Genomic DNA, 22,031 nt, shown 5'->3' on the forward strand with positions numbered 1-22,031 from the left:
ACGGTCCGGAAGCGGCGGTTTTCGCCGCCGCAGCAAGGGCAGCATGATGGGGATCGTGCTGCCCTTTCGCTTTGAGATGGGGTGGAGCGCTCGTTCATGAAAGCTCAAACAGCCGCCAAGAAGCGATAGCACGGCGCAATTGCGTCAACGCTCGCCTGCCGTTTCCAATAAACCAGCTCCTGCCCTTTCGTTTTGTCGCACTGCCAAACGGGCCGAAATCGGCTATAGGCGGCAATGAGAGCGAAATCGCTCTGGACTTTCCTTTTGTGAAAATATTATTCTTCATGGTGGGAAGTTCCAGACAGCATTCCATATGAAGTCCGGCAACGGATTGCCGGCCATCCTGTCCGCCGAAGGAAGCTAAAAAATGCCTCTCGACGACACACGCTATCTGAAGGGCGCGCCCGTCGCAGCCCGCATCATCGCGCAAGTGCGCGCGGCAGCCGACAAGGCTGTCGAAGAAGGTTTTCCGCCCCGCCTCGTTTCGATCACCGTCGGCGACGTGGCGGCGGTTGACGTCTATGTGCGCAACCAGCGTGCCAAGGCCGAACTCGGCGGCATCGATTTCGAGGAGCGCCGCTTTCCGCAGGAAACGACGGCAGCCGAGCTGGAAGCAGCCATCCACGGCATGAATGCCGACCCGCGCGTCACCGGCATCATCATCCAGCGGCCGGTGCCGGCGCATATCCCGATCAAGGCGATCCAGGCGGCGGTCCACCCGCTGAAGGACGTCGAGGGCATGCACCCGGCCTCGATCGGCAACATCGTCTACAATGAGATCGAGCTGGCGCCCTGCACGGCGGCCGCCTCGGTGGAAATGCTGAAAGCCACCGGGCTCGACCTGAAGGGCCTCGAAGTGGTCGTCGTCGGCCATTCCGAGATCGTCGGCAAGCCGATCGCCTTCCTGCTGATGAGCGAGGGCGCGACCGTGACCGTGTGCCACCACATGACACGCTCTGTGGCCGCCCATACGCGCCGCGCCGACGCGCTGTTCGTGGCGGTCGGCAAGCCGCGCCTGATCAAGGGCGACATGGTGAAGCCGGGCGCCGCCGTGATCGACATCGGCATCAACGCCGAAACCGCGCCCGACGGCTCGACCCGCATCGTCGGCGATGTCGACACCGACAGCGTCAAGGACGTGGCCTCGTGGATCACGCCCGTACCGGGCGGCGTCGGCCCGGTGACGGTCGCGATCCTGCTGCGCAACACGATGGTCGCCCTGAACCGCCAGCGCGCGCTGTATCAGAGCACCTATGCGACAGAGGGCAAGATCGCGGCTGAGTAGGATTCGAGGCCCGGCGACGGGGCGCTGCTGCCTGTCGGTCAGCGCCATATGTGATTTCCGGTCACTGAAACACGCGGGGACAGTAGCAGGATCAACGACAACGAGACGCGCTTTAGGGCCTTTGAAGCCGCTTCGATAGAAGCTGCGAACCAGGGTACCAAAGCACTGCTGGGATGATCAACGTTTCGCTTACCTTATGGCTTGCCAATGCTTGCCGACAGCCTTCACGCGTGATTACCTATAAGTGCTTTACCTTGGGGGAATACAACTATGCGTTTTCTGCTTGCCGCCATTGCTACGCTGTCGTTTTCCATCACCGCAGCGCTTGCTGACCCATCCTCGGACTTCAAAAAAGCCGATCAGGCGCTGAACCAGACTTTCAAGAAAATTCAAACGAGAATTGCTGACGACGCCGATGGAAAGGTGCGTTTTGTCAAGGCGCAAAGAGCGTGGATTGCATTCCGCAATGCCGAATGCACTTTCCAATCCAGCGGCGATGATGGCGGCTCTGCTGCGCCGATGGTTGTCGCTGCATGTCAGGCTGAACTGACCAAGGATCGCACCAGGCAATTGAAAGCCTATCTGAATTGTCAGGAAGGCGACCTCTCTTGCCCGGTGCCTTCGGAATAGCCGAAAAGGGCGGGATGACCACTTCCCTACGCTGCTGAAAATCTATTTGGTCTCTGGCAGGATCAGGAACTTCGTCCACCCGCCATCCAGCCTCACATCATCGGCGGTGAAGAACCCGAAACCAGCGGCACCAACCAAATGATGCGGGCCGTTGCACGGGCGTCGTCGGCGCGATGCGCCAGATTGTACTGGTTCTGCACGCAGACGATCTCGGCGATCCGGCGTCCTTCCGCGATCTGCGCCGGTGTGAGGTTGCTCAGCCCGATGTGGCCCACTTGGTGACAACGCGAAGGCAGCCACCGCCGATTTTCCGTCGGCAAAGCCCGACGCGTTCCAACTGACCGGTTCAGGCATTTTTGCGAAGAAAATGACCTACAACGGCATTAAATCTGTCGTGATCCATGTTCAGACTGTTCGTATAAACCGCCACGGGCGTCGATATGGTTTTCTGATTGGACACCATCCTTTTGTACAGCGGATGTTGTTTGTGCGCGGATAAGTAACCTTCCGGATCTTTGAGGATAATTTTGTATCCCGTCAGATGCGAGGACGTGAAATCCTCATAATGCTCCAAAGCAGCTATATCATTCCATTTCACCAGCAATGAACCATTTAAGTTGATGCCGTCATGATTGACTATCAGACCTTTTGCACCCGAGAGGAGCCGATAGAGGCCTCCAACGGAGAGCGCTAGAAAAATCAAAAGCCCAAATCCAAATATAGGATAAAATAAATAACCTTCCCGGAGCACGATTCGCAGACTGCTTTGGTCTGGCCCTCTATGGAGATAGTAAATCGCAATAGCAGATATCGTAAGGAGAAATATTGTTGAGAGCAGCAATTTCACCTTATTTGGTTTTGCTACAAAGAGCTCTTGATTCATAAAATCATCCTATATTGGGCGTATGCCGAATTAACGACACTTAAGACGCCCCAACATTAGCCGGACGGGCTCGCCTTAAAATGTTCGCTTGCCTTGCAGAGCCCCTTTTAGAAACGCGACCTCTGTCGGGCAAGCTCTCCAGTGCGGCGATCCGTTCAACCCACGGAATCGTCGCATTGGAAAGCTTTTCATGCCACAGGGCCTGGGATCGCCCCGAATGATCGCTGGCGTTACGTGAGCTTGTGCTGATGTCGGAATGCGACAACAGTCCTGTGTGCCGTCACGCGGCGATCTTGGCCACGGAATCCAGCTCCGCCACCACAGCATCACTCAGCACCAACCCACCCGCGGCCAGATTTTCCTGCAGATGCCTGACCGACGAGGTGCCCGGGATCAGCAGTATGTTGGGCGCGCGGCGCAGCAGCCAGGCTAGCGCGACCTGCATGGGCGTCGCGCCGAGGCGCTTGGCGACATCGTTCAAGGTTGACGACTGCAGCGGGCTGAATCCGCCGAGCGGAAAGAACGGCACATAGGCGATGCCGTCGCGGGCGAGATCGTCGATCAGGGCGTCGTCGGCGCGATGCGCCAGATTGTACTGGTTCTGCACGCAGACGATCTGGGCAATCCCGCGTCCTTCCGCGATCTGCGTCGGCGTGACATTGCTCAGCCCGATGTGACGGACAAGGCCCTTCTGCTGAAGCTCGGCCAGAGCGGAAAGCGGCGCCTCGATCGACCCTTCGGCGGGGCCGTGCGTGTCGAACATGATGCGGAGATTGACCACATCCATCGCCTCGAGCCCGAGATTGCGCAGATTGTCATGCACGGCCTGGGTCAGTTCTTCAGGCGAAAACGCCGGAAGCCATGATCCATCCGCGCCGCGCCGCGCGCCGATCTTGGTGACGATGACGAGATCGTCGGCATAGGGATGCAGCGCCTCGCGGATGATCCGGTTGGTGACATGCGGGCCGTAGAAGTCGCTGGTGTCGATGTGATTCACACCGGCTGCCACGGCCGCGCGCAGCACGGCCAGCGCAGCGTCATGATCCTTCGGCGGGCCGAACACGCCGGGGCCTGCAAGCTGCATGGCGCCATAGCCTAGCCGCTTCACGGTGCGGTTCCCCAGGGTGAAAGTGCCTGACTGTTCGATGCTGGTCATGATCTCTTTCCTTTTGATCTGACCCCGTATTTAGGCGATGACCATATTCATGATAATGGGCTGCAATCGGCACAGGCTGTGCGGGATTACGAACAATGAAAACCGATCTCGGTGACTTGAACGCCTTCGTGGCCGTGGCGCGCGCCAAGGGCTTTCGCGATGCCGCCCGCCTCAGCGGCGGCAGCGCGTCGAGCCTGAGCGAGGCGGTGCGGCGCCTCGAGGCGCAACTGGGCGTCCGGCTGCTTAACCGGACGACGCGCAGCGTCGTTCCGACCGAAGCCGGCGAGGGGCTGCTGGCGCGCCTCGGCCCCGCCTTGGCCGAGATGGAGGCAGCGCTCGATGTGGTGAACAGCTTTCGCGACAATCCGGCGGGCTCGCTGCGGCTCAATGTGCCGGTCAGCGCGGCAAGGCTGGTGCTGCCAGACATCGTGCCGGCGTTTCTCGCCGCCTATCCCGACATCGTGCTGGAGGTGATCACCGAGGAAAGCTTTGTCGACGTGATCGCAGCCGGGTGCGATGCCGGCATCCGCTATGACGAGCGGCTGGAGCAGGACATGATCGCCGTGCCGATCGGGCCGCGCTTCCAACGCTTCGCCACCGCCGCATCGCCGGCCTATCTCGATCGCCATGGCCGGCCCGAACACCCGCGCGATCTGCTCGGCCATGCCTGCCTGCGCGGCCGCTTTTCAAGCGGCTCGATGCCACCCTGGGAGTTCGAGCGCGACGGAGAGGTGGTGCGGGTCGATCCCAGCGGCCCCTTAATCGTAAGGCTGGGCGGGTCGACCGACCTCGCCGTCGACGCGGCGATCGCCGGCACCGGCATCGTAAGCCTTTTCGAGGATTGGCTGCGCCCGTATTTTGACAGCGGCGTCCTCGAACCCGTGCTGGAACCATGGTGGCAGCGCTTTTCGGGGCCATTTCTCTACTACCCCGGACGACGCCTCGTGCCGGCACCGCTGCGCGCGTTCATCGATTTCATCAAGGCATCGGCAAACCAGGGCCTCACCTCCTGAAACCACTCAGATCCCACCACAACAAAGCGTGATTTTGCCGGCGGCGCTGCCGCTGTTAGCCTTTCCCTGTACCAATGCAGCGAAGGAGACAGACGATGAAGACAATTCTCGTGCTTGCCGCCGCGATCGGCCTGACGGTATCGGCCGCATCCGCAGAATGCATGGGTCATTCGAAGGTAAATGCTTCGATAGACACCGAAACCAAAGTGGCGAGTGTATCAACGGCCGACACCTCGACGGCCACGGTTCCGCAGACCGTCAAGCAGCAGGAAACCAAGGCCGAATAGGCCATCCATCCAGGCATCTCGCCCTGTCGCGCTTGCTGGTGCGGCAGGTCGAATTGCCGTGCGGCGATGCCAGGCATCACCGCGCTATCCGGCCCGCACGACTATTTTGTTTTGAACGGGTCGATGGAGATGACGTATTTCAAAATCTGGTCCGGGCTCTTGATGCCGACCTCGAACAGCGTCAGCACCTTGTAGGCCAAGTCGCTGATATCGCTCTGGTCCGTAAGCTGGAGATGCTGCTTGGCAGACTGCAGGACTGCGTCCAGCGTAGACAGATCCTGCGGCGAGTATATGCCCGTGCAACCCAAGTGTTTTACAAGATAGTTGGTCATGGCAACGCTCCACAGAAGCGTTGCAACATATCTGCTGTTGGAACAGCCCTCTATTAACTTTGACGTATGTAAGCAAAAATCGCTCCGGCGCGCCCGCATCTCATCTATTGCTGTTTGGGCCACCCGCCAGATCTATCCCCGATCGGTCCTGCGCCCTCTGGACAATTCGCGACCGAGGTTGACCAACCGTCAACCGATGTCCTACAAGCGGCCCTGACGGGCCTTACCGTCAAAGGGCATTGGTGCCGTTTGACGTTTGTTGTCGGTTTTGAATTGGTGACGCTGAAAGCTCTGCTCAGGCGTCGAAAATGCCGGATCTCGGATATTCTGGGTTTCTGGAAAGCAAAATTTAACCATATTTGCCCATCTTCAGTCGATCACTTGGTCTAAATGGGGACATTCTGGAAGTCACGCAACTACGGTCGCTTGCCGACCTGAGACCGTTTGCGGGATATGCCGGTTTGGCGCGCGTTTGTGAGTAAGGTCGTTCGTACACATTCCTGGCGCCGCCTGATGCGTCCCCTGCTGGTCACCTCCGTTGGCATCGGTTTTGCCGGTGCGGCTGTGTGGTCCGTCGCTGGCATGGTCGCGATGAGCAGCTCATTCGCCTCCAACTCAGGCAGCCTCCTTCCCAAGCCGCAGTTCTACGGAGTCGAGCCGTTGCAGGCGCGGCTGCCGCAGGAGCATGGCAAGACCGGCAAAGCGCCGCGGCTGGTCATTGCAACGGCGCAGCCCTTCGTGACCGCGAGCATCGCTGCCGGCCCTAAGAAATCCGCCCGCCATCCCGATGTCGCCGCCGTCACCGGCGCGAACCCCAATGCAGCCCGCTTCGACGCTGTCGTGAAGAATGCCGCGCTGACGTCCAAGAAGCTCGCCAGCCTTTTCCAGGCCCCCAATTCCGGCAAGTCGGCCCGCACGGTCGCAAAGAGCACTGTCGCAAAGGCCGGTACGCCCGCGCAGGAGCGGTTCGCAACGCTGCCCGCTGCGACCGAACAGCATCCGACCTTGCTTGCCTATGCCGATCCGTCCCCCGGTGGAGCAGCCGACGCTGCACTTTCGGCGTTGCTGGCGCCACCGCTGGAGGACGACCTCGCGGCATCGCAAAACCCGAACCTCGACACGGGCGAAGACGCCGCGTCCCTGCCGGACTATGAAAACACCCCGTCCGACGGTCCCCTGCCACAGCTTCGGCCGCGCTACGAACAGGCACGCAAGCCCGTCCCGGAGACGGAAAAGCCCGACGTTCGCCAGGCCGATGAACCGGCAGCACCGAAGCCCGACGAGCAGCCCGTGCGCAAGGCCGACGAGCCGAAGAAGGCAGACGAACCGAAGAAGGCCGACGAACGCGCAGCACCTAAGCCGCAGAAGCTGGCTTATGCGCGGCCGAGCGATCCTGGCGACAGGCCGACAAGCGGCGGCTTCGGCCGGGCGCTGCAGAATCTGTTCGGCGGCGGTGGAGCCAGGGCAGGCGGCGGCGTCGCCGTCTACGACATCAGCGCAGCCAAGGTCTACATGCCCGACGGCAGCGTGCTCGAGGCCCATTCCGGCGTCGGCAAGATGGCCGACGATCCACGCTATGTGAACGTCAAGATGAACGGCCCGACCCCGCCGCACACCTATAACCTCAAGATGCGCGAAAGCCGCTTCCATGGCGTCGAGGCTATCCGCATGCTGCCCGTCGACGGCAGGAACAAATATGGCCGCGACGGCTTCCTGACCCACAGCTACCTGCTGCGCGGCCGGCAGGCCGAATCGCATGGCTGCGTCGCCTTCAAGGACTACGAGCGCTTCCTCACCGCCTTCAAGAAGGGCAAGGTCAAGCAGCTCGTCGTGGTGCCGAGCGGCGGACGCTCGACCATGGTTGCGTCCAACGGCTGATCACGTCTTCATTACCTCGGCGCTGTCGCTTCTCAGCGGCTGCCAGACCGAGATATCGCGTGGCGCTTTCAGAAGCTCGTCGAGCGCTGCATGCCATTCCTCGCGATAGGGACGCTTGATCTGCACGTCGAGCACGTCCTGATGATCGACCCACGTCTCATGCAGCAGGAAGTGGCAAGGATCGTTCGGGTCGACGTGAAAATTCGCGCTGACGAACATCGCCTCATGGCGCATCGCATCGAGCACGCCGTTGAGCAGCGACAGAAAGCGCTCGCGCTGGGCGGGCCGGACGTTGAAGCCGATGATATAGGTAACGCTCATTCGCGTTTTCTCCATGCAGGATCGGAAACGCCAATCTCATGACGAGAGAAATGCCGGGAATGAGAGCGGTTACAATTACGTCGGGGGTAATAAGATCGAGCTGGCCCTTGTTGCCGTTTGAGCGTTCCGACGGATTCTCGGGTCTGCGCATTTCGCTACGCTCATGCTGCGTCCAAGGATGATGCGGTCCGCGCTTCGAAGTTCAACCTGGGCGATTAGCGATAGCAACCATGAAGTCGTCTTCCCGGAAACCGGAGCGAAGGTTATCCGGGGACCCATTGGCCGCATCATCGTCAGGCACAGCCCCGTCCTGATGTTGACGCGCGTTCTGCACCGCCGAAGTTCCCCACCGTTCCGGCATGGATTCCCGACACTCTCCGCTCGTTCCTCGCTCACGAGGTCGAGAATGACGAATTGCGTTTGGGCTTGCCGCTAATCTCAAGCGTTGGTGATTTGCAGACACGCAGATACCAAGCTCGTCATCCTCGGGGCCGGAGCCGAACGTAGTTCGGCGGAGGAACCCGGGAATCCATGCCGGAACATCGATGAAGCCGCTGCGGTGCAGAACTGCCGAAGCTGAAACCAGCGGAAACTGTGGGGGAAAGATTTTCACCCAATTTCCAACCAACCCATTGTTTCCACTCACCCCACACATTTTTTCACCCCCAATCTTTCCCCACCCCAAGACACCTCGCACATAATCCCCCCATCGCTCTTGCGGGACCGGGTTCTGGAACCGGGATCGGGGAGAGCGGCGGTGACCTCCCGCCCTGGTGTGGTAGCCAGGAACCCGAGGGCCCGACACAGGCCGGCGTCCTGCGGCCGCATGCCCTGGCTGGAAGCTGCAAGCGATAAGCTTGTGGCGGAAGGACCAAGGGCAGATCGCGCAGGATGCGGAGAACCCGCGGCGTCTTGTCCATGGAATGTACATGGAGCGGGCGTTGTGACCGGCCGACTTCGGGACAGACACCGAGACGGGCGGTCGAGAGATCGCAGAAAATACAAAAGATGAGCGAGATTTCGGCCGCCCGTCTTTCCCGGCTCTTTGACAATGGCCAGATGCGAAAGCAGGCGTGGCGATGAATAGGCGCGTCCTTCGAGGCTCGCTACGCTCACACCTCAGGATGAGGGAGGGTGTGCCGGCAGAAGTTCTTTTCATGAAGGGTAGGAACTCAGGATCAGGGAGAATAGCGCCAACTTCCCTCATCCTGAGGTGCGATCCTGAGCTTGTCGAAGGGGAGCCTCGAAGGACGCACCGCAATGCACCGGGGGCAGGGCATGGCGAAGATGAAGCGGTGCCCTTCCTTCTCCCACAAGGGGAGAAGGAAGGGCACCGCAACCCTTGCCGCTCCGGGCCGCATAAGTTAGGACACGCGCGCTGTAACTTTATACGGGTTACAACGCATTACACGAGCGACAAGAGCGAACACGACATGGCCGAAAAGACCGAAAAAATGAAAGCGCGCCAGCCGCGCGGCTTTGCCGATCGCTCGGCCGACGATATTCGCGCCGTCGAAAAGATGATGGGCAAGATCCGCGAGGTCTATGAGCTTTACGGTTTCGAGCCGGCCGACCAGCCGATGATCGAATACACCGACGCGCTCGGAAAATTTCTGCCCGACCAGGATCGTCCCAACGAGGGCGTGTTCTCGTTCCAGGACGATGACGAGCAGTGGCTGTCGCTGCGCTACGATCTCACCGCGCCGCTTGCCCGCTATGTCGCCGAAAATTACGAGCGCCTGCCGAAACCCTATCGCAGCTACCGCGCCGGCTGGGTGTTCCGCAACGAGAAGCCTGGGCCGGGCCGCTTCCGCCAGTTCATGCAGTTCGACGCCGACACGGTCGGCACGCCGGGCGTGGCAGCGGATGCCGAAATGGCGATGATGATGGCCGATATCATGGAAGCGCTCGGCATCAAGCGCGGCGACTACGTCATCCGCGTCAACAACCGCAAGGTGCTGGACGGCGTGCTGGAGGCCATCGGCCTCGGCGGCGACGACAATGCCGGCCGCCGTCTGACCGTGCTGCGCGCCATCGACAAGCTCGACAAGTTCGGCCCGGAAGGCGTGAAGCTGCTGCTCGGCAAGGGCCGCTGGGACGGCGGCAAGGAAGGCGAGGGCGATTTTACCAAGGGCGCCGGGCTGGATGACACGGCCATCGCCAAGGTGCTTGCCTATATCGAAACCGGCGAGATCGAAGCCAATGAAGGCGTCGAGGAACTGGCGCAGATCAAGGCGCTCTGCGCTGCGGCAGGCTATGATGACGGCCGGGTAAAAATCGACCCCTCCGTCGTCCGCGGCCTCGAATACTACACCGGCCCGGTCTACGAGGCCGAACTTCTGGCCGAAATCCCCAATGACGAAGGTCAGGTCGTGCGCTTCGGCTCGGTCGGCGGCGGCGGGCGTTATGATGGGCTCGTCTCGCGTTTCCGCGGCGAGCCGGTTCCGGCGGCGGGCATCTCCATCGGCGTTTCGCGCCTGATGACGGCGCTGAAGAACCTCGGCAAGCTCGATACCTCCGATGTCGTCGCCCCGGTCGTCGTGCTGGTCATGGACCGCGACACCGAAAGTCTCGGGCGCTACCAGAAGATGGTCTCGGAACTTCGCCAGGCCGGCATCCGCGCCGAGCTTTATCTCGGCGGCGCCGGCATGAAGGCGCAGATTAAATATGCCGACCGGCGCGGTTCGCCCGTCGTCGTCATCCAGGGCGGCGACGAGCGCACCAAAGGCGAAGTCCAGATCAAGGATTTGATCGAGGGCGCGCGGCAGGCGGCGGCGATCGCCGGGCATGCCGAATACAAGGAGGCACGGCCGGGGCAGATAACGGTGGCGGAAGCCGATCTGGTGGCCGAGGTGCGCAAGATATTGGATGCGCAGGCGGAAGAGCGGAGGCGCGGATGAGTGGCGCCGCGCTCTCCCTCCCCTTTGAGGGGAGGGTGGCCGCGAAGCGGTCGGGTGGGGTCGCTCGTGAAGGACGCGGCCTGATCTCTTCGACGCGCGCGGCCGCAACGACCCCCTCTGGCTGCTGCGCAGCCATCTCCCCCTCGAGGGGGGAGAAAAGTCGGCGCGCGTCATGAACTCCCGCTACCCCGCCATCGCCCCCGAGCTCCTGAAACTCTTCGCTGCCCGCGAGGCCGACCCTGTCGACGTGGCGGTGATTCAGCCGGCTGATCCGTTTCTCGACATGGCCGGCGAAGACCTGCGCCGCCGCATTTTCCTGACCGAAAGCGAGACCGGCCAGACGCTGTGCCTGCGCCCGGAATTCACCATCCCGGTCTGCCTCGACCACATCGCCAGCCAGTCCGGCACGCCGCGGCGCTATTCTTATCTCGGCGAGGTTTTCCGCCAGCGCCGCGAAGGCGGCAACGAGTTTTTCCAGGCCGGCATCGAAGACCTTGGCGACACCAACATTGCCCGCGCCGACGCCCGTTCTGTGGCCGATGCCCATGCGCTGCTCCAGCTTGCACTGCCCGGCAAGAAGCTTGGCATAACGCTCGGCGATCAGGCGGTGTTCGAGGCGGTGCTGGCAGCGCTTGGTCTGCCGCGGGGCTGGCGCATGCGCCTTGCCCGCGCCTTCGGCTCCGCCGAGATGCTGGCCGCAGCCCTTGCCGATCTTGCCTCACCCGCCCGCAACAACGCGCTTGCCGAGCCGGTCGCCTCGCTGGTCGCCGACGGCGATTTCGAGCGCCTTTCGGCGCATGTCGCCACGCGCATGGAGGCAGCCAGCCTGTCGCCTTCGGCCGGCCGTACGCCGGGCGACATCGCCCGCCGGTTGATCGAAAAGGCCGAACTGCGCGCCGTGCGCCTGTCGAACGAGGCCTTCGATGCGCTGAAGGCGTTCCTGGCAATCAACGTGCCGGTGGATGAGGCAGCAGATGCCCTGCGCGATTTCGCCGCCGGCGCGTCGCTATCGCTGGGTGCGGCACTGGAAAATTTTGATGCGCGCGCCGCAGCGCTTGCCGAGCATGGCCTGTCGCCGCAGGCGATCCACTACGACGCCGCCTTCGGCCGCCCGCTCGATTACTACACCGGCCTCGTCTTCGAGATTACGGCCGATGGCGACGACCGCCCGCTGGTCGGCGGAGGCCGCTACGATCGGCTGTTGACGCTGCTCGGCGCGACCCAACCCATTCCCGGCGTCGGCTTCTCGGTATGGCTCGACCGCATCGAACGCCTGCGGGGTGCCGCATGACCATCACGCTTGCGATCCCCTCCAAGGGCCGCCTCAAGGAACAGACGCTGGAAGTTCTGGCCAAGGCCGGGCTTGCCGTCAGCCTGCCCGGCGACGAGCGCAAATACCGCGCCCGCATCGAAGGCCGCGACGATATCGAGGTGGCGTTCCTGTCGGCGTCCGAAATCGCCGGCGAGATCGGGCAGGGCGCCGTCGATCTCGGCATTACGGGCGAGGACCTGCTGCGCGAAAATCTGGTCGATTGGGAAGCGCGCGCCGAGATATCCGCGCGGCTTGGTTTTGGCCATGCCGATGTCGTGGTTGCCACGCCGGATGTCTGGCTCGATGTCGACACCATGGCCGATCTGGACGATGTCGCCGCCGATTTCCGCCAGCGTCATGGCCGTCGCCTGCGCATCGCGACGAAATACTGGCGGCTGACGCAGCAGTTCTTTTCGCAGAAACACGGCATCCAGGTCTATCGCATCGTCGAAAGCCTGGGCGCCACCGAAGGCGCGCCGGCGGCCGGCTCGGCGGACGTCATCGTCGACATCACCACGACCGGCTCGACCTTGCGCGCCAACCACCTGAAGATACTTCAGGACGGCGTCATCCTGCGCTCGCAGGCCTGTCTCGTTGCCTCGAAGAAATCGCGCAGCGCCAATGACGAGACATCGCTGCGTTCGATCGTCGAGGCGGTGGCGGGTATAGTGTGAACCTCACGCAGCCTGCGGCAGCACGACCTCGCGCAGGCCCCGCACGATCTTGGCCAGTTCCACGCATTCCTCGTGGCGCTGGCTGTTCCTTCGCCAGGCGAGGCATACCGTGCGCGATGGCATCGGCTCCATGAAGGGCACGATCTTCAGGTCGCGCATGCCGTTTGCCGGGCCGGTCGCCATTTCGGGGATGAGCGTCACGCCCAGCCCATGCGCCACCATCTGCAACAGCGTCGTCAGGCTGGTCGCGCCATAGCTCGCCATCGCCACGGGCTTGACATTGCCGCAGACGGCCAGCGCCTGCTCGCGCAGGCAGTGGCCTTCTTCCAGCAGCATCAGCCGCTCCAGCGCCGGACTGTCCGGCGCCACCGGTGGCGCGATGAAGCCGGGGTCATTCTCGGCAACGGCCAGGAAAAACCGGTCCTGAAACAGCTCTTCCTTGACCAGCCCCGGAAAATCCAGCGGCAGCGCCGCGATGAAACCGTCCAGCCGTCCAGCCGCCGTTTCCTCGACGAGCGAAGCCGTCACCGCCTCGCGCAGTTCGAGCTGAAGCGCGGGAAAGCGCGACTTCAGTTCCGGCAGCACATGCGGCAGCAGATAGGGCGCGATGGTGGGGATGATGCCGAGGCGGAACCGGCCTTCCATGGAAAGCCGGCCGCGCCGCGCAATGGTCTCGACCTCGCGAATATCGGCCAGAATGGTCTCGATGCGCGGCAGTAGAGCCTGCGCTTCCTCGGTCATGCGCACGCTCTTGCCGCCGCGCTCGAACAGCCGGCAGGCGAGCCTTTCCTCCATCTCTGAAATCTGAGCGGAAAGCGCCGGCTGCGTCACGCCGGCAAGCTCTGCCGCGCGGCCGAAATGCAGCGTTTGGGCGAGCGCGTCGAAATACTGCATCTGTCGGACGGTCAGTCTTATCATAAGGAAAAGCTATCGATAAAAATAGAAAAGGCAATTTGTTTTTATGGAAGTCGCGGCCTAATCTGGAACAGTTCCAGACTGGCCGAGGGCGAGAAACCGCCCCGCCGGTCGTTGAGATTCGGCAAAACCCGGACAATCCAAGGGAGGCGAAAGCCATGACGAAACCGACAAACACCATTTCGGCCGTCGCGCTGTTTCCGGACAATCAGAACTAGCTCGCGGCCCGCTGCCGCTGCAGGACCGCTGATCGAAGATCACACACTACAGTCGGTTCCAGATGGAACCCCATAACAATCCAAAGAACACGTTCGGAGAGAAACATGGACGCAAAGACAGACGACAAGAGCGCCGGCAAATGCCCGTTCACGGGCGGCAGCAGCGGACGCTCTAACCGCGACTGGTGGCCGGAAATGCTGGACCTCCAGATGCTCCATCGTAACTCCACGCTGTCCGATCCGATGGGCCAGGATTTCGATTACGCCGAGGAATTCAAGACCCTCGACCTCGATGCCGTGATCAAGGACCTGCATGCATTGATGACGGATTCGCAGGATTGGTGGCCGGCCGACTTCGGGCACTATGGCGGCCTGTTTATCCGCATGGCGTGGCACAGCGCGGGTACCTACCGCATCACCGACGGCCGCGGCGGTGCAGGTGCCGGCCAGCAGCGTTTTGCGCCGCTCAACAGCTGGCCGGATAACGCCAACCTCGACAAGGCTCGCCGCCTGCTGTGGCCGATCAAGCAGAAATACGGCAGCAAGATTTCCTGGGCCGACCTGATGATCCTCACCGGCAATGTTGCGCTGGAATCGATGGGCTTCAAGACGTTCGGCTTCGCCGGCGGCCGTGCCGATGTATGGGAACCCGAAGAGCTCTACTGGGGTCCTGAAGGCACATGGCTGGGCGACGAACGCTACAGTGGCGAGCGCGAGCTTTCCGAGCCGCTCGGCGCGGTGCAGATGGGCCTGATCTATGTCAATCCGGAAGGGCCGAACGGCAATCCGGACCCGGTCGCGGCGGCCAGGGACATCCGTGAGACGTTCTTCCGCATGGCGATGAATGACGAGGAGACGGTTGCGCTCATCGCCGGCGGCCACACCTTCGGCAAGACCCATGGCGCCGGCGATCCTTCGCTGGTTGGTGCCGACCCCGAAGGCGGCGCCATCGAGGACCAGGGCCTCGGATGGAAGAGCAAGTACGGCACGGGCGTTGGTGCTGATGCCATCACCGGCGGCCCGGAAGTCACCTGGACGCAGACGCCGACGCAGTGGAGCAACCTCTTCTTCAAGAACCTGTTCGAACATGAATGGGAACTGACGGCGAGCCCCGCTGGAGCGAAGCAGTGGAAGGCGAAGAATGCCGAAGCCTCTGTGCCTGACGCGTTCGATCCGTCGAAAAAGCATCTGCCGACCATGCTGACCACGGACCTCTCGCTGCGCTTCGACCCGGAATATGAAAAGATCTCGCGCCGCTTCTACGAGAACCCGGACCAGTTCGCGGATGCGTTCGCCCGCGCCTGGTTCAAGCTGACCCATCGCGACATGGGTCCGCGCGTTCGTTACAAGGGCCCGCTCGTTCCGCAGGAAACGCTGATCTGGCAGGACCCGATCCCGGCCGTGGATCACCTGCTGATCGACGATCAGGACATCGCAGCATTGAAGGCGAAGATTCTCGCCTCCGGCCTGTCGGTGTCGCAGCTGGTCTCGACCGCCTGGGCGTCGGCCTCGACCTTCCGCCGCTCCGACAAGCGTGGTGGCGCCAATGGTGCACGCATCCGTCTCGCTCCGCAGAAGGACTGGGAGGTCAACCAGCCGACTCAGCTGGCGACGGTGCTTCAGAAGCTAGAAGCGATCCAGAAGGAATTCGGCAAGAAGGTTTCGCTCGCCGACCTGATCGTTCTCGGCGGCGTTGCAGCAGTCGAGAAGGCTGCAAAGGATGCCGGTGTCGACGTGAAGGTTCCGTTCACGCCGGGGCGCATGGACGCCTCGCAGGAACAGACCGACGTTGCCTCTTTCGCCCCACTGGAGCCGCGTGCTGACGGTTTCCGCAACTATATTGGCGGCAGGCAGTTCATGAAGCCCGAGGAAGCTCTGGTGGATCGGGCGCAACTGCTCACGCTGACTGGCCCCGAAACGACGGTTCTCGTCGGTGGCCTGCGTGTCCTCGGCGCCAATGCCGGCGATAGCAAGCATGGTGTCTTCACCAAGCAGCCCGGGACCCTGACGAACGACTTCTTCGTCAACCTGCTGGACATGAACACGCAGTGGCAGCCGTTGGCCGGCCCCGACGGGGTATACGAGGGACGCGACCGCCACACGAATGAACTCAAGTGGACCGGTACCCGTATCGACCTGATCTTCGGTTCGCACTCGCAGCTGCGCGCCTATGCCGAAGTCTACGGCAGTGCGGACGCCAAGAAGAAGTTCGTGAATGACTTCGTGTCGGCCTGGACCAAGGTGATGAATGCAGATCGCTTCGAAGCTGCGCAACCGTTGCGGAAGGCTGTGTAGCGTTAGCGATCGCCGAAGACGGAACTTACCGTCCTCCCAAGACGGCAATTCAGGCGCGGAGCGATCCGCGCCTGAATTGTTTCAGCAGCAGCTATCAGCGGCAGACCCTGACCTTTTCGACGATCAGGCGGCCATGACGATGATGCTTGACCGTCTTGGTGTAACAATGATGCCGGACCATATGGTGCCGGTATTGAGGCTTGTGGTGACGCGGCGCGACCACCCGTTCTGTCGTGGTAACCGTCATGCCGGCTGCCTGCGCCGGCAGGTTTACAGAAAATACCGCGCTTGCGGCGATGAGAGATGCGAGCAGGAAATTTTTCATTTCAACCTCTGTGATGTGAACAAAGGCTGTAACAAGCGGCAGGTCACGACCGTTCCTGCATTACAGAAAGTTTAGGTTCGGGTTCGAGGCGAACGCGGAAACCAAATTTCAAAGTGCGGCTTGTGCTTGTTCGTTCCCAAGGCTAGTCAGGCCCTCTCTCGGGTACACCGAAATAGGGATCACCGATTATGCGACTTGGCGGAAGACTGGCTGCGGCCATTGAAGTGCTGGAAGATATCGAGCGGCGGCATCGCCCCGCTGCGGACGCGCTGAAGGATTGGGGCCTTTCCCATCGTTTCGCCGGCGCCGGCGACCGCGCCGCAATCGGAAACATTGTCTATGACGGTCTGCGCCGCAAACGCTCTGCCGGATGGCTGGTTGGCGACGACACGCCTCGCGCCATTGGTTTTGGCGCGCTCCTGCTCGAATGGCGCGAAACCGCACAATCGCTCAATCAGACGCTTGATGGCGACAAATTCGCCCCGCCGCCGCTGACCGCGGATGAGTTGAGCGCAATCGCTGCGCGCAACCTGAATGATGCGCCCGATGCAGTGCGCGCCGATTGCCCCGAATGGTGCGCGCCATTGCTGGAACGGGCCTTCAACGGCGAATGGGTGGGGGAGGGTGCGGCCCTTGCCGCCCGCCCGCCGCTCGATCTGCGCGCCAACACGCTGAAGTCCAGTCGCGCCAAGGTGCTGGAAGAGCTTGCCGAGACCGGTGCAGCGCCAACTGCACTTGCCGCCAACGGCGTTCGCATTGCCCCCATCGATGGCAGCGGCCGTCACCCCAATGTCCAGGCCGAACCGGCGTTTCAAAAGGGTTGGTTCGAGGTGCAGGACGAAGGTTCGCAGATCGCCGCCGAACTGGCCGGCGCGAAACCGGGCATGCAGGTTCTGGACTACTGCGCTGGCGCCGGCGGCAAGACGCTGGCGCTGTCGGCTGCCATGGAAAATCGCGGCCAGATTTTTGCGCATGATTCCGAAAAGGGCCGTCTCGCGCCGATCTTCGACCGCATCCGCCGCTCCGAAAATCGCAATGTTCAGGTGGTCACCAAGCCCTCCGAACTGGCCGGCCTCCAGGACCACATGGACATCGTGCTGATCGATGCGCCCTGCACCGGCAGCGGCACTTGGCGTCGCCGCCCGGACGCGAAGTGGCGCCTGACACAGCGGCAGCTCGACGTCCGCAAGGGCGAACAGGCGGCGATTCTCGACACGGCAAAGACCTATGTGAAGCCGGGTAGTCTGCTCGTCTACATCACCTGTTCGGTCTTCGACGAAGAGAACCACGATCAGGTCGAGGCCTTTCTTGCGCGCGAAGCAGCCTTTGCGCCGGTCGATCATACCGAGCTTTGGGAGCGCGGTTTTCCGGGAAAGGCCGATGCTGCGCGCATCGACAAGGAGATGGGCATTTCGCTGACGCCGGCACGCAGCGGTACGGACGGGTTCTTCTTCGCGGCACTGCGCCGGCGGCAATAGATCGACGATTGACCGGCCAAGTCTATTGCGCCGCAACATTGGCGATTGCTTGCAGCCGGAGCGTTTGCAATAAGCCTTTGAGGCAGCGAAGGTCAGGCGTCATGGCAACGAAGATAGAATCCTCGCCGAACTATGAAGAACGGGTGAGGTCGTCTTTCGCCCGGCAGCAGGTGATGACAACAGTTGGTGCGACGCTGACCGTTGTTACGCCGGGCACCGTCGAGATCGAAATGCCCTATTCGGACGCGCTGACGCAGCAGCATGGCTTCCTCCACGCCGGTATCATCTCGACCGCGTTGGATTCGGCCTGCGGTTATGCGGCCTATTCGCTGATGCCGGAAGACGCCGCCGTGTTGACCATCGAGTTCAAGGTCAATCTTCTGGCGCCGGGCAAGGGCGAACGTTTCCTGTTCCGCGGCTCGGTGACCAAGCCCGGCCGCACCATCATCGTTGCCGACGGACAGGCTTACGCCTTTGCCGCCGATGGCGAGGCAAAGCTCGTCGCCACGATGACCGGCACGATGATGACCATAACCGGCCGTGACGGCATCGAAGGCTGATCCGATGACCCTGACGAGCCTGGGTGGCAAGAAAATCCTGTTCGTGATGGCGGTGGACGCCGAATACGGACCGCATCTGAAAAAGCTGTTCGTGCCCTTCATGACGGGCGTTGGCCCGGTAGAGGCTGGCGTCATGCTCGGCGCGGAAATGGGGCGGTTGAAGGCATCGGATGCTCTGCCTGATCTGGTGGTTTCGCTCGGCTCTGCCGGAAGCCGCAGCCTCGAGCAGACCGAGATCTATCAGGCCACGACCGTTTCCTATCGCGATATGGACGCCTCCGCGCTCGGCTTCGAGAAGGGCGCGACGCCGTTCCTCGATCTGCCGGTAACCGTGCCGTTGCCATTGCGCGTGCCCGGCATCCGCGAAGCCAGCCTCTCGACCGGTGCGGCGATCGTTTCGGGCGCAGCCTATGACGCCATCGATGCCGAGATGGTCGACATGGAAACCTTCGCGGTATTGCGTGCCTGCCAGTTGTTCGGCCTGCCGCTGATCGGCCTGCGCGGCATATCCGACGGTGCCGCAGAACTGAAGCATGTCAACGATTGGACGGAGTATCTTCACGTCATCGATGAGAAGCTGGCCGGCGCTGTCGGCAAGCTGGGCGATGCCTTGTCGAACGGCACGCTGCGCCTCTGATCTCGTCATTTGCGTGAACGCGATGAATCAATTCGCGAGGTCGATGAATCGGATCGTTCATACGTTGTCGCAACCCATTGCGCCGACTCACTCTTTTCTCTAAATGCTCGCCATGAAAACCAACAATCATCCCGACACCGTCCTTATCATCGACTTCGGCAGCCAGGTGACGCAGCTGATAGCGCGTCGCATCCGCGAGGCTGGCGTCTATTCCGAGATCGTGCCGTTCCAGTCGGCTGCCGAGGCCTTCGAGCGCGTTCAGCCCAAGGCGGTCGTCCTTTCCGGTAGTCCTCACTCCACCATCGACATCGGCAGCCCGAGAGCGCCGGACGCGATATTCCAGGCCGGCATCCCGGTTCTCGGCATTTGCTACGGCGAGCAGACGATGTGCGCCCAGCTTGGCGGCAAGGTCGAGGGTGGTCACCACCGTGAGTTCGGCCGGGCCTTCCTGGAGATCGAGGACGACAGTGCATTGTTCGAAGGCGTCTGGGCCAAGGGCACGCGCCATCAGGTCTGGATGAGCCACGGCGACCGCGTCACCGATATCCCCAAGGGGTTTCGCGTCATCGGCACCTCGGCCGGTGCGCCGTTCGCAGCGATCGCCGACGAGAAGCGCAAATTCTACGCTGTCCAGTTCCATCCCGAAGTGGTGCACACGCCCGACGGCGCCAAGCTGCTGCGCAATTTCGTGCACAAGATCGCCGGCATCGAGAGCGACTGGAGCATGTCCGCCTACCGCGAAAAGGCGGTGGCCTCGATCCGCGAACAGGTCGGCAAGGGCAAGGTCATCTGCGCGCTCTCCGGCGGCGTCGACTCTTCGGTTGCTGCGCTGCTGATCCATGAAGCGGTCGGCGACCAGCTCACCTGCATTCTCGTCGACCACGGCTTGATGCGGAAGAACGAGGCGGCCGATGTCGTCGCCATGTTCCGCGAGCACTACAATCTGCCGCTGATCCTGGTCGATGCGGCGGACCGCTTCATCGGCGCGCTCGAGGGCGAGGCCGATCCCGAAACCAAGCGTAAGACCATCGGCCGCCTGTTCATCGAGGTGTTCGAGGAAGAGGCAAAGAAGCTCGGCGGCGCCGAGTTCCTGGCGCAGGGCACGCTCTATCCCGACGTCATCGAAAGCGTTTCCTTCACCGGCGGCCCGTCGGTCACCATCAAATCGCATCACAATGTCGGTGGCCTTCCCGACCGCATGAACATGAAGCTCGTCGAGCCGCTGCGCGAATTGTTCAAGGACGAGGTGAGGGTGCTCGGCAAGGAACTTGGCCTGCCCGATCATTTCATAGGCCGCCATCCTTTCCCCGGCCCGGGCCTCGCCATCCGCTGCCCCGGCGGCGTCACCCGCGAAAAGCTCGAAATCCTGCGCGAGGCGGACGCCGTCTATCTCGACGAGATTCGCAAGGCCGGTCTCTACGACGCCATCTGGCAGGCATTTGCCGTGCTGCTGCCGGTGCAGACGGTGGGCGTGATGGGCGATGGCCGCACCTACGAATTCGTCTGCGCGCTGCGTGCGGTGACATCGGTCGACGGCATGACCGCCGACTTCTACCACTACGACATGAGCTTCCTCGGCCGCGCCGCCACCCGCATCATCAACGAAGTGCGCGGCATCAACCGCGTCGTCTACGACGTGACCAGCAAACCGCCCGGCACGATCGAGTGGGAATGATTCAGGCCTATCCGGACGTATCCAAGAAAACGCTAGGCTACGAAACAAGCTATTGAAAACAAACAAAAAACCTGTCGAAGTCAATCGATGGCTATCGGCGGGGAGTGTTTGGCTTTGGCGGCCTGTCTGACGGACCTCCCTATATTGCTCGAGTGAGTTTTTCAAAGTACCGTCACGACCAATGAGGCTCGTGACGGTACTTTTTTGCGTCACGGGGTGTTTGCTCATGACGGGATGCCGGCCGAGACGATGGAGCTGCGCGGCGATAGTTTGTACGAATCCGGCAGTGACATCGCGGCTTTTATCGCGATCTACAGCTCACCACTTCTCATGCGCAGATTTTGGTCAGACTGCTCGCTTGGTGCCATAAACCACCAGGATCGGTTATGCATAGCGTGCCGCCGCTGCAGCCTGCGCCTGCGCGGTGATTGCAGCGGCCAGTCCGACACTTCGGGCGCCTGTTAGCGGGGATGTCCTTCGCTCGAAACAGGAGCCGGAATGATGTCCCTCAGCGACGCCCAAGCCGTCGCCTGATGCGTCCGCAGATCAGAAGCTCACGCGGATCAAAAGAGAACGAACAACTTCGGCAGAAAGCCGTTCATCCTGAGATACTCGATCGTCTCGATTGCCGGAAAGAGAGCCAGGAAAAAGAGGCCGTCATAGAAGGTGCGTTTCAAGGCATGCGTTGAGAATTGCCTTTCGGCGTTGTCTTGAAAGAGCAACGGGTTTGGCCAGAAACGCGGTGTCTTGCGCCTGTAGGCTTCATAGGCATCACCGAATTTTCCCGAAAGAAATTCAGCCTCCTTTCCCGCCGTCACCCGAAAAACGATGAAGCTGGCGAGACCAAGGGCCAGGGCAGCCAGGACCGATCCGTAAATCAGCCCGATGCCGAGCGCGCCGAGCGTGGAAAAGAAATAGAGGGGGTTCTGCGTCATCGAGAACGGCCCCATCGAGATCAACTCGCTGTTCTTTCTGCCGCCGATGTAGAGCGTGCTCCAAAGTCGGCCGCCGACACAAATGAGCACCAGGCCGAGGCCGAACATTTCCACGAATTCATGCGCCTGCGACCCCTCGGCCAGGAATGGCTCGGCGAAGAGCAGAAGCAACACCGCCATCAAAGCTGCGACACGAACAACGACCATGCGCTTGCGCTGGTCGAACGGCTTTGGCGCTGGATTTAGGGAAGCGGAAGTCATTTTGAGCTCTTCACCTTCTGGCGCCTTGGATGCCGCGATTTCCGACCGTCGCCGCTCTTTA

At 61.8% G+C, this 22,031-nt stretch carries 21 protein-coding genes and 1 pseudogene; 13 read left to right on the forward strand and 9 right to left on the reverse strand.

Features of this window, described 5'->3' with window-relative positions; genetic code table 11:
* Positions 1-94 precede the first annotated feature (94 nt).
* Positions 95-286 (reverse strand): hypothetical protein, encoded by a 192-nt coding sequence (locus tag BM413_RS32500; RefSeq protein WP_139238591.1) that lies wholly within the window; start codon positions 284-286, stop codon positions 95-97.
* An 81-nt stretch (positions 287-367) separates the two neighbouring features.
* Between BM413_RS32500 and BM413_RS15080 the strand changes: the two genes are divergently transcribed.
* Together BM413_RS15080 and BM413_RS15085 are read left to right on the forward strand one after the other, a co-directional pair.
* Complete coding sequence (locus BM413_RS15080; RefSeq protein ID WP_091914401.1) at positions 368-1,285, forward strand: bifunctional 5,10-methylenetetrahydrofolate dehydrogenase/5,10-methenyltetrahydrofolate cyclohydrolase; 918 nt, start codon at positions 368-370, stop codon at positions 1,283-1,285.
* 270 nt (positions 1,286-1,555) lie between these two features.
* The gene (locus BM413_RS15085) at positions 1,556-1,915 is read left to right on the forward strand and encodes a lysozyme inhibitor LprI family protein (RefSeq protein WP_091914403.1); all 360 of its coding nucleotides are present in this window, start codon (positions 1,556-1,558) and stop codon (positions 1,913-1,915) included.
* 158 nt (positions 1,916-2,073) lie between these two features.
* Here BM413_RS15085 and BM413_RS32505 read toward each other — a convergent pair.
* The 3 genes and pseudogenes from BM413_RS32505 to BM413_RS15100 form a co-directional block, all read right to left on the reverse strand.
* Positions 2,074-2,190: pseudogene (locus BM413_RS32505) on the reverse strand (oxidoreductase); the annotation flags it as partial.
* A gap of 71 nt (positions 2,191-2,261) precedes the next feature.
* Complete coding sequence (locus BM413_RS15095) at positions 2,262-2,798, reverse strand: STM3941 family protein (RefSeq protein ID WP_091914407.1); 537 nt, start codon at positions 2,796-2,798, stop codon at positions 2,262-2,264.
* A gap of 280 nt (positions 2,799-3,078) precedes the next feature.
* The gene (locus tag BM413_RS15100; protein WP_091914409.1) at positions 3,079-3,954 is read right to left on the reverse strand and encodes an aldo/keto reductase family oxidoreductase; all 876 of its coding nucleotides are present in this window, start codon (positions 3,952-3,954) and stop codon (positions 3,079-3,081) included.
* Between the two features lie 95 nt (positions 3,955-4,049).
* Here BM413_RS15100 and BM413_RS15105 point away from each other — a divergent pair, with 95 nt between their 5' ends.
* Positions 4,050-4,967: a LysR family transcriptional regulator gene (locus BM413_RS15105; protein ID WP_091914411.1), complete on the forward strand. Its 918-nt coding sequence runs from the start codon at positions 4,050-4,052 to the stop codon at positions 4,965-4,967.
* Positions 4,968-5,062: 95 nt separating this feature from the next.
* Positions 5,063-5,254: a hypothetical protein gene (locus BM413_RS15110; RefSeq protein ID WP_091914414.1), complete on the forward strand. Its 192-nt coding sequence runs from the start codon at positions 5,063-5,065 to the stop codon at positions 5,252-5,254.
* A gap of 101 nt (positions 5,255-5,355) precedes the next feature.
* Here BM413_RS15110 and BM413_RS15115 read toward each other — a convergent pair whose 3' ends face one another.
* Positions 5,356-5,586: a hypothetical protein gene (locus BM413_RS15115; protein WP_091914415.1), complete on the reverse strand. Its 231-nt coding sequence runs from the start codon at positions 5,584-5,586 to the stop codon at positions 5,356-5,358.
* A gap of 513 nt (positions 5,587-6,099) precedes the next feature.
* Between BM413_RS15115 and BM413_RS15120 the strand changes: the two genes are divergently transcribed.
* Positions 6,100-7,464, forward strand: a complete 1,365-nt coding sequence (locus BM413_RS15120; protein WP_091914593.1) for a DUF2778 domain-containing protein — start codon at positions 6,100-6,102, stop codon at positions 7,462-7,464.
* On the opposite strand, the gene BM413_RS15125 is transcribed toward BM413_RS15120, so the two are convergent.
* Complete coding sequence (locus BM413_RS15125) at positions 7,465-7,785, reverse strand: putative quinol monooxygenase (RefSeq protein WP_091914418.1); 321 nt, start codon at positions 7,783-7,785, stop codon at positions 7,465-7,467.
* A 1,433-nt stretch (positions 7,786-9,218) separates the two neighbouring features.
* Between BM413_RS15125 and hisS the strand changes: the two genes are divergently transcribed.
* From hisS to hisG, 3 genes are all read left to right on the forward strand, one after another.
* On the forward strand, positions 9,219-10,685 hold the full coding sequence (gene hisS, locus BM413_RS15130; protein WP_091914420.1) for a histidine--tRNA ligase: 1,467 nt from the start codon (positions 9,219-9,221) through the stop codon (positions 10,683-10,685).
* A gap of 172 nt (positions 10,686-10,857) precedes the next feature.
* Positions 10,858-11,976, forward strand: a complete 1,119-nt coding sequence (locus BM413_RS15135; RefSeq protein ID WP_091914422.1) for an ATP phosphoribosyltransferase regulatory subunit — start codon at positions 10,858-10,860, stop codon at positions 11,974-11,976.
* Positions 11,973-12,671 carry an ATP phosphoribosyltransferase gene (gene hisG / locus BM413_RS15140; RefSeq protein WP_091914423.1) on the forward strand — a complete coding sequence of 233 codons (699 nt, stop codon included), beginning with the start codon at positions 11,973-11,975 and terminating at the stop codon, positions 12,669-12,671. Before BM413_RS15135 ends, hisG begins: the two co-directional genes overlap by 4 nt.
* Before the next feature lie 3 nt (positions 12,672-12,674).
* Here hisG and BM413_RS15145 read toward each other — a convergent pair whose 3' ends face one another.
* Positions 12,675-13,589, reverse strand: coding sequence for a hydrogen peroxide-inducible genes activator (locus BM413_RS15145; RefSeq protein WP_091914425.1), 915 nt, complete (start codon positions 13,587-13,589; stop codon positions 12,675-12,677).
* Between the two features lie 320 nt (positions 13,590-13,909).
* On the opposite strand from BM413_RS15145, the gene katG reads away from it, so the two are divergent.
* Complete coding sequence (gene katG, locus BM413_RS15150) at positions 13,910-16,099, forward strand: catalase/peroxidase HPI (RefSeq protein ID WP_091914427.1); 2,190 nt, start codon at positions 13,910-13,912, stop codon at positions 16,097-16,099.
* 94 nt (positions 16,100-16,193) lie between these two features.
* On the opposite strand, the gene BM413_RS15155 is transcribed toward katG, so the two are convergent.
* Positions 16,194-16,424 (reverse strand): hypothetical protein, encoded by a 231-nt coding sequence (locus BM413_RS15155; protein WP_091914429.1) that lies wholly within the window; start codon positions 16,422-16,424, stop codon positions 16,194-16,196.
* A 188-nt stretch (positions 16,425-16,612) separates the two neighbouring features.
* Between BM413_RS15155 and BM413_RS15160 the strand changes: the two genes are divergently transcribed.
* From BM413_RS15160 to guaA, 4 genes are all read left to right on the forward strand, one after another.
* Entirely contained in the window at positions 16,613-17,902 is a 1,290-nt protein-coding gene (locus BM413_RS15160) for an RsmB/NOP family class I SAM-dependent RNA methyltransferase (protein ID WP_091914431.1), read from the forward strand.
* 101 nt (positions 17,903-18,003) lie between these two features.
* Positions 18,004-18,462, forward strand: coding sequence for a PaaI family thioesterase (locus tag BM413_RS15165; RefSeq protein ID WP_091914433.1), 459 nt, complete (start codon positions 18,004-18,006; stop codon positions 18,460-18,462).
* Between the two features lie 4 nt (positions 18,463-18,466).
* Positions 18,467-19,099: a 5'-methylthioadenosine/S-adenosylhomocysteine nucleosidase gene (locus tag BM413_RS15170; RefSeq protein WP_091914435.1), complete on the forward strand. Its 633-nt coding sequence runs from the start codon at positions 18,467-18,469 to the stop codon at positions 19,097-19,099.
* A 112-nt stretch (positions 19,100-19,211) separates the two neighbouring features.
* Positions 19,212-20,774, forward strand: a complete 1,563-nt coding sequence (gene guaA, locus BM413_RS15175) for a glutamine-hydrolyzing GMP synthase (RefSeq protein ID WP_091914595.1) — start codon at positions 19,212-19,214, stop codon at positions 20,772-20,774.
* Between the two features lie 563 nt (positions 20,775-21,337).
* On the opposite strand, the gene BM413_RS15180 is transcribed toward guaA, so the two are convergent.
* The gene (locus tag BM413_RS15180) at positions 21,338-21,970 is read right to left on the reverse strand and encodes a methyltransferase family protein (protein WP_091914437.1); all 633 of its coding nucleotides are present in this window, start codon (positions 21,968-21,970) and stop codon (positions 21,338-21,340) included.
* Positions 21,971-22,031: the final 61 nt, after the last annotated feature.

It is taken from the genome of Mesorhizobium sp. YR577 (assembly GCF_900116595.1).
In the GTDB taxonomy this organism is placed as follows: Bacteria; Pseudomonadota; Alphaproteobacteria; order Rhizobiales; family Rhizobiaceae; genus Mesorhizobium_M.